Origin of the sequence: Confluentibacter citreus (assembly GCF_002807055.1) — a bacterium.
Lineage (GTDB): Bacteria > Bacteroidota > Bacteroidia > Flavobacteriales > Flavobacteriaceae > Confluentibacter > Confluentibacter citreus.
In genome coordinates this window covers 165810-177877 of record NZ_NIXN01000003.1, presented here as the reverse complement: position 1 = coordinate 177877, position 12068 = coordinate 165810, and the positions used below count along the sequence as shown (strand labels likewise).

Genomic DNA, 12068 nt, shown 5'->3' with positions numbered 1-12068 from the left:
ATCAGACGTTAAACGAAGATAGCTGAAAAACTTTACAAAATCAAACCAACCTATAAACATTCATCCACCAAATACAAAATAGATTCATAATTGGCATTTACCGCTTGGCTCATCGCCATTTCGCAGGTCTTGGTAGAGGCATAATAGCCATCGCAAACCACGTTATTGAGTTCTTGGGCTTCATGGTTGGTGGCAGATGTGGTGAGTTCTGGAAATAAAAATCCTCTATCGCCCGCCATGCCACAGCAACCATTATTTTTTGGTAAAATAACTTCTTTGGCAAAATGTTTGGCAAGGTTTGTAAATGCATCTTCAATCTTTAATTTTTCCAAAGCACACACCGAATGCAACACAATGCTATTTTTATACTGTTTCACGTGGCTTTTGGGAAGTACCATATCGTGTAAAAAGGCGACCGTATCTAAAATCCGTAGTTTTTTTAATTTGTCTTTGTTTTCAGCAGTTAAGGAAGCACCCATTTGTTTCAAGCTATAGGCACACGAACTGACATCAATCACTACGGGAATGGTGCCAAATTGGGTGGTGTTCCAAAGTTTTTCAATAATGGCATTGGCTGTAAAATGATACGCCTCTTGATGTCCTTTTGATGAAAATGGTTGTCCGCAACAACTGCTATTCACATCCTTTAAAACGGAAACGGCGATGTTTGTTTTTTTACAGACACTTAAAAAGGTTTCCATACTATTTTTTTCCTTGCCTTCATACGTACCCAAAACCCTAGAAATACAGGATGGGAAATAGATAATATCTGGTTTGGATGTTGACTGTGATTCTATAGCCGATAAACTGGGTGGCGATGCTATTTGGGGCGTCCATAATGGCGCGTTTGGAATGTCTTTTCTAATTTGCGTGGTTAGGTTGCTCATCGAATTTTTTCCAAAGACATTATTGATAAATGTACCGGATTTTATGGCCGATCTAATCAGCCATTGCACGGTCGCAAAATTTTTAGCAATGGTTAATGCCACAGAATTAGCAAATGTCGAGTGGTTTTCACTTCTTAGCCGTTTTACCAAATCCCCTGTATTGATATCCACAGGGCAAGCGGTCGCACATAAACCATCTACGGCACACGTGTCCAAACCATCATATTGGTATTGGTCTTTTAGCAAATTGTAATTCGCGGTATCGCCTTGATGTTCCAATGTTTTTAAGGCGCGCCGAACGACAATGCGCCGTCTTGGTGTGGTGGTGATATCTTTACTGGGGCATTTATGTTCGCAATAGCCACATTCAATACAGGTATCCACTTCAGGTTCCACCGTCGGTAAGGCCTTTAAATTTTTTAAATGCGTGTTTTTATCATCATTAATAATCACGCCCGGATTTAAAAGTCTATGAGGGTCAACGGCATGCTTTAAGGTTTTCATAATCTCGTAACCCAAACCGCCCCATTCGGTTTCCACAAAAGGTGCCATGTTTCTACCCGTACCGTGTTCTGCTTTTAAAGTGCCATCGTATTTAGTCACCACGAGTTCCACAACCTCTTTAATAAACGCGTCGTATCGATTGATTTCGTAATCATTATTAAAAGATTGGGTCACCACAAAGTGGATATTACCATCTTTGGCATGACCGAAAATAATCGCATTGTCATACTGGTGCTTTTTAAAAAGCAGATGTAAATCCACAATCGCATCGCCCAATTTCTCCACAGGAAATGCGACATCTTCTAAAATGACCGTCGTTCCGGAAGCACGCACGGCACCAACAGCGGGAAATAAACCTTTACGGATTTTCCACAACGCAGCCATTTCATAAGGCACACTTGTGAAAATAGGCGTTAAGATTAAATTTAAATACTCTGTAGTGCTTAAAAAATAATTGACTTTGTTGTCCAATGCATCAAAATCGTTTTCTTGATATTCGATGAGTAAAGCAGCGGCGAATTCTGGTAATGTTTTTACGAAATCGGGAATCGATTCCATATTTTCAACCGCTCTTAGCGAGGCTCTGTCCATGAGTTCCACCATCATAGCACCTGAATTTTTAAGAGGCACGATGGCTTTGCAAGCATCAAAAATAGAATGGAAATACAGCAGGGCAGTGGATTTAAACTTATAATCTGGAACGGTATTTAAAACCACTTCAGAAATAAAAGCTAAGGTCCCTTCCGCGCCAATAAGCAAATGTGCCAAGATATCCAAGGGATGTTTAAAATCGATAAACGCATTTAACGAATAACCGACCGTGTTTTTGGTCAAGTATTTTTTACGAATTTTATCATGCAGTTCAGTATTTGATAAAACGGTCTGTTGAAGATGGGTTAAGTTGTTAAATAAATCTTTTTCAACAGTTTCAAATCTGTTATAATCATCTTTATTTTCTGTGGAATAGGTGTTTCCGTTAGGCAAAATAAATCGCAAATATTTAACAGTATGATAGGAATTTAAAGCCACCCCACAGCACATGCCGCTGGAGTTGTTGGAGACGATACCACCCATCATCGCGGCATTGATGCTCGCTGGATCGGGACCGATTTTTTTACCATATTTTTTTAAATGGGCGTTCACCATAGCACCCGTCATGCCCGGTTGTACACGCACGGTATCACCATTATTCTCCACGGCAATCTGTTTCCAAGAATGACTTAAATCCACTAAAATACCATCGGTAATGGATTGCCCGGATAAACTGGTGCCACCCGTACGAAATACTAAAGGAATGCTGTATGTTTGGGAAAATTGAAATAAGGCAATAATCTCAACTTCGTTGATGGGTTGCACCACCGCTTTGGGCACTAAATGATAAAAACCAGCATCGGAGGCGTAAGACACCAAATCGATGTAACGCGTTTTGATTCTGCTGGCAGGTAGTATGTTTTCAAGCTCTAAGGCAATATTCTTCATATCTATATTAACGTGAGTTCAATTTAAAAGCAAGCCTAATCTAAGTATAAATTACAATATTAGTATTTATTGTCACCTTGAGCGTAGTCGAAAGGTCATGTAAATCGATAATTTATGGGTTTCGACTGCGCTCAACCTGACTTCAAGTATGAGTAAACTCACATTGATTAGAACTCGGTTTCATAATAGTGGGTCGCATCATATAGAAGTTGCTGCATTTGGTCTTTTTCAGCAGTAATTCTATCCGCATCCCAATTAAAATACTGTTTCATATCCTTTACTACCACATCTAAATGCTTGCTGATACTTTTAATGTTGAAATATAAACTACTGGTGCGTCTGACGAAAAAATCCGCCAAGGTATTTGTCATTTCATAATGAACACAGTACCATAATTCCGCTTTCACCAAACGTTCATTTGGTTTGCCTGATAGAGTTGTAGCTTTTTCTAATATGATATCTGCGTTTTTTCCAAATGTTGAACATAAATAGGAACCATAAAAAGTATCGGTAATGCCGAAATCCGCTAATTGTTTTTCAATTGTATTTATGTATAAGGTAACATCTTCAGAGGATTTTAAAGCAGGTGTTACCAATGGAATCGCATCAGTAAAGGACTCTTTAATATGTTCTTTCTTTTCTTTGGACATTGTTTTTAAAACGGTTTCAACCACCCGATGCGCCATTTTTCTGTAACCTGTTAATTTACCACCGGCAATGGAAATGAGTCCGCTATCCGACACGAAAATCTCATCTTTTCTGGATAATTCCGAAGGGTCTTTACCATCTTCATGAATCAATGGGCGTAATCCGGCCCAATTCGATTCCACATCATCAACAGTCAGCTTGACGCTTGGAAACATAACATTTATGGCATTCAGTAAATAATCAACATCCGCCATTGTAGTCACCACATGGTTTAAATTCCCTGAATAATTGGTGTCCGTTGTACCAACATAGGTGGTTTTTCCTCTGGGAATGGCAAAAACCATTCTGCCATCATCCACATCAAAATAAATGGATTGCTTAATGGGCAGTTTTTCATAAGGAAATACAATATGAACACCTTTGGTTAAATGCAGTCGTTTGTTGTCTAGGGAGACATCTTTTTTTCGAATAACATCCACCCAAGGGCCTGTAGCCGATACATAATTGGCAGCTTTGATGATGATTCTTTCTTTGGAGTTTTGGTCAATGCATTCAATATTCTCGATTTTTGAATCGGTATAATTGAAGGATGTCATTTCACAATAGTTAATAATGGTAGCGCCAAATCCAGCCGCTTGTTTTAAAATTTCGATGGTCAAACGCGCATCATCGGTTCTATATTCGGTATAATAACCACCACCTAAAAGAAATTGGTCATCTAAAAGTGGTTCCTTTTTTAGCGTTTTATGCTTGTCGAGCATTTTGCGTTTGTCATCATCATTCACATCGGCTAAAAAATCGTAAACCATTAAGCCAAGAGACGTCAGCGTTTTTCCGTAGCTGCCACCTTCAATGAGTGGCAACAGCATTTTTTCTGGAACCACTAAATGTGGCGCTAAGGTATTCAGAATGGCGCGTTCCGTCCCGGATTCATGAACCAACCCGATTTCAAATTGCTTTAAATAGCGCAAGCCACCATGGATGAGTTTCGTAGATTTATTACTGGTTCCGGAGGCAAAATCATTTTTTTCAATAAGACATACGGTTAGTCCGCGGGAAGCCGCTTCTAAAGCTATACCAGCACCTGTAATACCGCCACCAATTATAACCAAATCGAAAATGGTGTTCTGTATTTTTTCTAATGGTTTAGTTCTATGTAAAACAGAAAAAGGAATGATGCTCATTTAAGACAAGTAATGTTATGCAATCTACTCATTCGTAATGTAAAAGTGAAAATGCGTATTTATTTGTGACTAAGATATTAAATAAATAGGTGGAATTAAAAAACAACCTTTATCAATAAATGGGGGTCACTTAAATTATTAATTAAAACACGACCCATATTTTTATTGTGAATTTAATTTTGCTACTTTTGGCATCGGTTTTAAAATAAACCAATATAAACTTTCGGATAATTGACTTCTTATTGTAAAGTGATATATTTTAGGGAGTTGAAAATAGATTAACAATAACATTAAATAAAAACAAATGAAATTATTTAAATTTTTAGGAGCCATTGTATTTGCGTCATTGGTTTTTTCTTGCAATAGTAAAAAGACCGTTACAAAAGAATCATTAAAAACAGAAGTCGACTCTGTTAGTTATGCTTTAGGATTAGATGTGGCGAATAGTATTGGTGCTAGTTTTGAAGAGGTAAACAGTGAATTGTTTATGGCAGGTTACATGAATGCGATGGATTCTACGAATACCATTATGGATAAAACCGCAGTACAAACCATCATTCAGATGTATATGCAAAAGAATCAAGCTAAAATGATGCAAAAACAACAAGAACGAGCGGCTAAAGAATTGGAAGCACAATTTGGAGATATTAAAGCTGCTGGTGAATCGTTTTTAGCAGAAAACAAATCTAAAGAAGGCGTAAAGACCACTGCTAGCGGATTACAATATAGTGTTATAAAAGAAGGTACGGGTGCAAAACCAACCGCAGCTTCTACCGTTAAAGTTCATTATGTAGGATCATTAACCGATGGAACTGTATTTGAAAGTTCAGTAGATAATGGAGAGCCTGTTCAGTTTGGCGTTGGTCAAGTAATTAAAGGTTGGACAGAAGGATTGCAATTAATGACAGTTGGCTCTAAATACAAATTTTTCATTCCTCAAGATTTAGCTTATGGTGCAAACCCACGTCAAGGTGGCCCAATACAACCATTTGCTGCATTGATTTTTGAAGTTGAATTGTTGGAAATAGTAGAATAATCTATATATACCGAATGGTAGTATTATAAAAACAGGAAGCCAATGCTTCCTGTTTTTTGTTTAAAACACTATCAATAGTGCAATAATTGCCTCAAGGTTGTAACTTTGTGGCATTAAATTAAAGTGTATGAATCATAAAGCTGGTTATGTAAATATTATTGGGAACCCAAACGTTGGGAAATCAACATTAATGAATGCGTTTGTTGGGGAAAAGTTGTCTATCATTACATCAAAAGCACAAACAACACGCCACAGAATTTTAGGGATTGTAAACGGTGACGATTTTCAGGTGTTGTTTAGTGATACGCCTGGAATTATAAAACCAGCATATGAGTTACAGCAATCGATGATGGGTTTTGTGAAATCTGCTTTTGAAGATGCGGATATTTTACTCTATATGGTCGAAATTGGCGAGCAAGCTTTAAAAGATGACATGTTTTTTGAAAAGATTACGTCCTCTAAAATACCTGTATTATTGCTCTTAAATAAAATTGATACGTCTAATCAAGAACAATTGGAAAGCCAGGTACAGTTTTGGGCAGAAAAAGTGCCTAATGCAGAGATCATTCCTATATCTGCTTTAGAAGGATTTCAAGTGAAGGAAGTATTTAACAGGATTATTGAGTTGCTTCCAGAATCGCCACCATTTTATCCGAAAGATCAGTTAACGGATAAACCCGAACGTTTTTTTATCAATGAAACCATTCGTGAAAAAATCTTAATTCATTATAAGAAAGAAATTCCTTATGCCGTGGAGGTGGATACCGAAGAGTTTTTTGAGGAAGAAACCATAATAAGAATCCGTTCCGTCATCATGGTTGAGAGAGAGACCCAAAAAGGCATAGTCATCGGTCATAAAGGCGCTGCTTTAAAACGCGTAGGCGTAGAGGCTAGAAAGGATTTAGAACAATTTTTTGGCAAACAAATACACTTAGAACTGTATGTGAAAGTGAATAAGAATTGGCGCTCTAATCAAAACCAATTAAAACGATTTGGTTACAATCAGTAATAAAAACTAATGATAACTTTTTAATTAGGTAACACTAACTTTAAATAGGTACTTGATATTTGTACCTTAGTTTAGTAATTAAATATAAAAGACTTAAAATAAACTTGGTTATTGGTCTTATTGCATTTAATAAGTTTGAGTTAGTTAATTTAGTTTAAATTTTTAGTAAGCTCCAAATTGGTTTCAGTTTGGAGTTTGTTTTTTATGGTGTCTTGCATAAAATCGTATAAATCCGTTATTTCTTGTTTACTTGATGCTTTTCCTACTCTTCCAATAGCATACAGCAAAAACCATATAATCACCATCAAAATCATAAAGCCAACTTGTAGGGCATAGCCAGTATGTAATGTGATATTGGTATACGTCCATATTCCAAAAGCAATAAACAATCCCGCAATCATAAAATGTAAGAACATAAACAAGGTCCATACGGTTGGATTAGGGCCCACCAAACCACTTATAATACTGGAATGTTCTTCAATTTCGTTGATTTCAATTTGCAATTGGGGAGACCAAAATTGTCTGCTTTCATTAGATTTTCTAATAAACACATGATTATCAATACGGCTGATCACAAACAGAGATTGGGTTGATTTGGCCTGGTCAAAAGCACTTAGTGCCGCTTCTCGCTTTTTATTGATTTCGAATTTAAATCTAGGCCGTAAAGTGATGTCATTTTCGGGGAGCATGGATTCCTTTTAGTTCATGATAAATTTAATGATTTTTTGTGTTGCATGTAAGCTTTTTAATCTTTTCCCAAAATGGAGTATGCTTGAAGTATATTTGTTACTTTTGCAAAAGTTTTGAGAAAACAAAAACGAGCTTAAGCAAAAAATTATGAGCAATATAGTAGCCATTGTAGGACGTCCAAATGTTGGGAAATCAACTTTTTTTAATCGGTTGATTCAGAGGAGAGAAGCTATTGTTGATGCCGTTAGCGGTGTTACCAGAGATCGCCATTATGGAAAAACGGAATGGAATGGCAAGGAGTTTTCTATTATAGATACAGGAGGGTATGTATTGGGAAGTGACGATGTTTTTGAATCAGAAATAGATAAACAAGTAGAATTAGCGATTGATGAAGCCGATGCCATCATATTTATGGTAGATGTTGAATCAGGAGTTACTGGCATGGATGAAGATGTTGCCGCACTTTTAAGAAAAGTAAATAAACCAGTATTCTTAGTTATTAATAAAGTTGATAATTCCAAACGTAATGAGGATGCCGTAGAGTTTTACTCGTTAGGTTTGGGGGAATATTATACAATCGCTAGTATTAACGGAAGTGGTACGGGGGAATTATTGGATGACCTTGTAAAAGCGTTGCCAGAGAAAGAAAATGAAGAAGAGGTAACTTTGCCCCGTTTTGCGGTAGTGGGTCGCCCAAATGCAGGTAAATCCTCATTTATTAATGCATTAATAGGTGAAGATAGGTACATTGTAACCGATATTGCGGGCACCACACGTGATGCCATTGATACCAGATATAACCGTTTCGGATTTGAATTCAATTTAGTTGATACGGCAGGAATCCGCAGAAAATCCAAAGTAAAAGAAGATTTAGAGTTTTATTCGGTCATGCGAAGCGTCAGAGCGATTGAACATTCCGATGTGTGCTTAATCGTTATGGATGCCACACGTGGATTTGATGGTCAGGACCAAAATATATTTTGGTTGGCAGAGCGTAACCGTAAAGGGGTTGTTATTTTGGTTAATAAATGGGATTTGGTTGAAAAAGACCATAAATCTACCAACGAATTCGAAAAGAAGATAAGAGAACAACTAGAACCTTTTACAGATGTGCCTATTGTATTTATTTCTACGCTGACCAAGCAACGTATTTTTAAAGCCATAGAAACGGCCGTAGAGGTTTACAATAACAGAATTAAGAAAATAAAAACCAGTAAACTAAACGAAATATTACTTCCTATAATAGAAAACAATCCGCCTCCAGCATATAAAGCAAAATATGTAAAGATCAAATACATTATGCAGTTGCCAACAGATCAGCCGCAATTTGCTTTTTTCTGTAACCTTCCTCAGTATGTAAAAGATCCATACAAACGCTTTTTAGAGAACAAAATACGTGAACATTTCGATTTTAAAGGTGTACCCATAAGCATTTACATGCGTCAGAAATAGTCTTTGAGTAAAACATAAATTTTTGTTAAAAAGTATATGTGGCTTTATTTCCATTAAACCTTATCCTTTTAGTTAAGTCTAAAAAGCAATGTTTAATATTAAAGTCATCTAATCACTAATTGCCTAACCATCATAATTCAATGAAGTATTTTTTCACTCTAGCACTATTACTATTTACATTACTTTCATTTTCGCAAACAAAATCCTTTAAAGTTGTTGGCAAATTAATTTCAGAAGACGAAAAAATACCCCTAGAATCCGCTACGGTGTATTTAGAGCGTGCTAAAGACAGCGCGATGGTTACATATACCATTACCGATAGGGGAGGCAATTTTTCCTTAGAAAATAGAACAGGTGAAAGTGAATTAGGTATGTACATTTCCTTTGTAGGTTATGAAACATACTTTCAAAAAGTTAAAATAGATAAAGCGGAAATAAATTTAGGAACCATCAACCTAAAAACAGATACGAATGCCTTAGATGAAATTGTTGTAAGATCTACAGCTCCTATTACAGTTAAGAAAGACACCTTAGAATTTAATGTCAAATCTTTTAAAACAAAAAAAGATGCCAATATTGAAGACTTATTAAGGGAACTTCCAGGGGTAGAGATCGATGAAGAAGGTACTATTACCGTAAATGGCAAGGAAGTTAATAGGATTTTTGTTAATGGTAAACCCTTTTTTGGAGATGACCCGACGATTACAACCAGAAATTTAACCAAAGATATTGTCGAAAAAATCCAAATTCTAGACACCAAAACAAAGGACCAAGCTTTTACCGGTGAAACCGTTACAGGGGATAATAAAACCATAAACTTAGTAATAAAAGAGGAAAATAATAAAGGTGTATTTGGTAGGGTTGCAGCAGGTTTGGGTACCGATGATCACTATGAATATGCCGGGATGTATAATCATTTTGATAACGACCAGCGCATCAGTGTTTTAGCTGGAGGTAACGATATTAATTCCCCTGGTTTTAGCTTTGGGGAAATACGCCAAATGTTTGGTGGTGGTGGCGGTAACGCTGGATTTGGCGGTGGCGGTGGCGGCGGTTTCAGATCTTTTGGTGGCGGACAAGGTATTACGGAATCCCAGAATTTCGGTGGTAATTATGCAGATAAATTTGGTGAAACAACCGATCTTTCTGGTAATTATTTCTATTCTGGAAGTAATTCTGAAAATAGATCGTTAAGCAATAGAGAAAATATTTTACCTAATTCCAGGTATTTTACAACCTCTGAGTCTAATTCACTTACAGATAGTGATAGCCATAGTGCCAATGCTGAATTTGACATTAAAATAGATCCCACACTTTTAATCAACATCAGACCTTCGTTTCGTTATTCAAAAAGTACAACGATATATACGGAAGACGAATCGTCTTCTGACGACAACAATGCATTATTGAATGAATCAACACTGGCATCAAATGTAGAAAATATAGGTAAGAACTTTAGTAATCAATTAGATATCACCAAAAGGTTTGGTGCTAATGGTTCTTTTTTGAAATTTAGTATGAATAATCAATTTAATACTACTGAATCGGATGATTTTCTAAATTCAGAAACTACCTTCTTTCAAGATAGCTCAAGAGATATTTTAAGGGAGCAATATACCGATGGGAACAATAAAAACAACCAATTTAGATCGGCGGTAACTTATAGAGTGCCACTCATAGGAAAAGAATTTTTTGCGGAGTTTCAATATGCTTATTCCAATAATAAACAGGAAGACAGAAAAAGTACGTTTGATAGAGATATGAATACACTTGAATATTCAGATTTTAATACCGCTCAAAGTACCGATTTTCAATATACTAATAAAGCACAAACACCTTCGTTGGAGTTTGAATATAGGAAAGAGAATTGGTCTGCAAGTATTGAAACGTCCTATATTTTTAGAACTTTAGAAAATAATGATGATTTACGACCTGAATTGAGTTTGTCACGTGATTTTGAGGCTGTTGAGGTGAATTCTAGATTGCGTTATGCGTTTAGTCCGCAAGCATCTTTAACAGTGGGTTACAATTTAAATAATAACGTGCCTCAATTATCGCAATTACAACCTTTTGTAAATGTGTCAAATCCATTAAATACCATTGTAGGTAATCCAGAATTAGTGCCAGAGAATGCACATCGTGTGTATGTAAACTATAATACGTTCGATTTTCAAAAAGGGACCGGATTCTATGGTTATTTTAATGCCAATTTCCAAAATAACCAAGTGATTTCCAAAACAACCATTGATGAAAATTTACAAAGAGAAACTACCTATGCCAATGTTAATGGAGCTTATAATCTTACTGGATATGCATCATTAAACAAAAAGGTAAAGATAGATAGTTTAAGGACCTTGAATTTTGGTGTGGGTATAAATCCAAATATTAGACGTTCCATCAACTTTAATAACGGTATTCAATACTCCAGTCTTAACACAACCTTGTCGCCAAGCATTGACCTTCGCTTGGTTTGGCCTAATGTTCTTGAAATTGCGCCTACTTATAGCTTATCGTTTACAAGGAATACCTTTGATATTGATAATTTCAATACCCAAGAGTTTATTAGCCATAATATGATTATAAATACAGCGACATTTTTACCTAAAGGGTTTGAATGGCGTAATGACATCCGATTTAATTACAATCCAAACATTGCAGATGGTTTTCAAAAAAGTGCTTGGTTTTGGAATTCTTCTCTAGCATATTCAGTTTTAAAAGACCAAGGAACGGTAACGCTTAAAGTATACGATTTATTAAACCAGAATACCAATGCACGTAGGGTAGCTACACAAAACTACATTGAAGACACACAAAGTACCGTTTTGATGCAGTATTTTATGTTAAGCTTCAGTTGGAAGTTTAATACGCTAGGAGATCAACAAGCCCAAGGAAATAGAGGCGGCCGAGGCGGATGGCAAGGCCAAGGTGGCGGAGGAAATTTTAGAGGAGGATCTCGTTAATAATATTCTGACAAGAACAATTTAAAACAACACCAAATAGGTGTTGTTTTTTTTTGAAATAAATGGTGGCTTCACACTTTTTTTTACTTTTTGCTTGCATTGGGAAAAGTATGATTTTTAATTTAAATTTAGTTGCGTACGTAAAATTTATGTTTTTTTTAAGAATTGTCATACGATTGTGTAGTTATATTCGTTTTATTAATTATCATCAATCAATCA

General features: G+C 36.1%; 7 protein-coding genes. 4 read left to right on the top strand and 3 right to left on the bottom strand.

All coding sequences use genetic code 11. The features are described from left to right. Window positions 1-50: 50 nt before the first annotated feature. Window positions 51-2870, bottom strand: a complete 2820-nt coding sequence (locus CDH49_RS08385; RefSeq protein WP_100615060.1) for an FAD-binding and (Fe-S)-binding domain-containing protein — start codon at window positions 2868-2870, stop codon at window positions 51-53. 167 nt (window positions 2871-3037) lie between these two features. Continuing rightward, a complete protein-coding gene (locus CDH49_RS08380) occupies window positions 3038-4702 on the bottom strand; it encodes a glycerol-3-phosphate dehydrogenase/oxidase (protein ID WP_100615059.1) in 1665 nt (554 codons plus the stop codon). A 304-nt stretch (window positions 4703-5006) separates the two neighbouring features. On the opposite strand from CDH49_RS08380, the gene CDH49_RS08375 reads away from it, so the two are divergent. Next, on the top strand, window positions 5007-5738 hold the full coding sequence (locus CDH49_RS08375) for an FKBP-type peptidyl-prolyl cis-trans isomerase (RefSeq protein WP_100615058.1): 732 nt from the start codon (window positions 5007-5009) through the stop codon (window positions 5736-5738). Window positions 5739-5865: 127 nt separating this feature from the next. Continuing rightward, window positions 5866-6747 (top strand): GTPase Era, encoded by an 882-nt coding sequence (gene era / locus CDH49_RS08370; RefSeq protein ID WP_100615057.1) that lies wholly within the window; start codon window positions 5866-5868, stop codon window positions 6745-6747. A gap of 149 nt (window positions 6748-6896) precedes the next feature. Here era and CDH49_RS08365 read toward each other — a convergent pair whose 3' ends face one another. Further along, window positions 6897-7436 carry a GTP-binding protein gene (locus CDH49_RS08365; RefSeq protein ID WP_100615056.1) on the bottom strand — a complete coding sequence of 180 codons (540 nt, stop codon included), beginning with the start codon at window positions 7434-7436 and terminating at the stop codon, window positions 6897-6899. A gap of 148 nt (window positions 7437-7584) precedes the next feature. Here CDH49_RS08365 and der point away from each other — a divergent pair, with 148 nt between their 5' ends. Both der and CDH49_RS08355 read left to right on the top strand, forming a co-directional pair. Beyond that, the gene (der, locus tag CDH49_RS08360) at window positions 7585-8889 is read left to right on the top strand and encodes a ribosome biogenesis GTPase Der (RefSeq protein WP_100615055.1); all 1305 of its coding nucleotides are present in this window, start codon (window positions 7585-7587) and stop codon (window positions 8887-8889) included. A 140-nt stretch (window positions 8890-9029) separates the two neighbouring features. After that, window positions 9030-11849 (top strand): outer membrane beta-barrel protein, encoded by a 2820-nt coding sequence (locus CDH49_RS08355; RefSeq protein WP_100615054.1) that lies wholly within the window; start codon window positions 9030-9032, stop codon window positions 11847-11849. Window positions 11850-12068 lie beyond the last annotated feature (219 nt).

Excerpts from the sequence above, each read along its gene's own strand:
- era (WP_100615057.1), top strand. The coding sequence starts at position 5,866 with ATGAATCATAAAGCTGGTTATGTAAATATTATTGGGAACCCAAACGTT.
- CDH49_RS08365 (WP_100615056.1), bottom strand. The coding sequence starts at position 7,436 with ATGCTCCCCGAAAATGACATCACTTTACGGCCTAGATTTAAATTCGAA.
- der (WP_100615055.1), top strand. The coding sequence starts at position 7,585 with ATGAGCAATATAGTAGCCATTGTAGGACGTCCAAATGTTGGGAAATCA.
- CDH49_RS08380 (WP_100615059.1), bottom strand. The coding sequence starts at position 4,702 with ATGAGCATCATTCCTTTTTCTGTTTTACATAGAACTAAACCATTAGAA.
- CDH49_RS08355 (WP_100615054.1), top strand. The coding sequence starts at position 9,030 with ATGAAGTATTTTTTCACTCTAGCACTATTACTATTTACATTACTTTCA.
- CDH49_RS08375 (WP_100615058.1), top strand. The coding sequence starts at position 5,007 with ATGAAATTATTTAAATTTTTAGGAGCCATTGTATTTGCGTCATTGGTT.
- CDH49_RS08385 (WP_100615060.1), bottom strand. The coding sequence starts at position 2,870 with ATGAAGAATATTGCCTTAGAGCTTGAAAACATACTACCTGCCAGCAGA.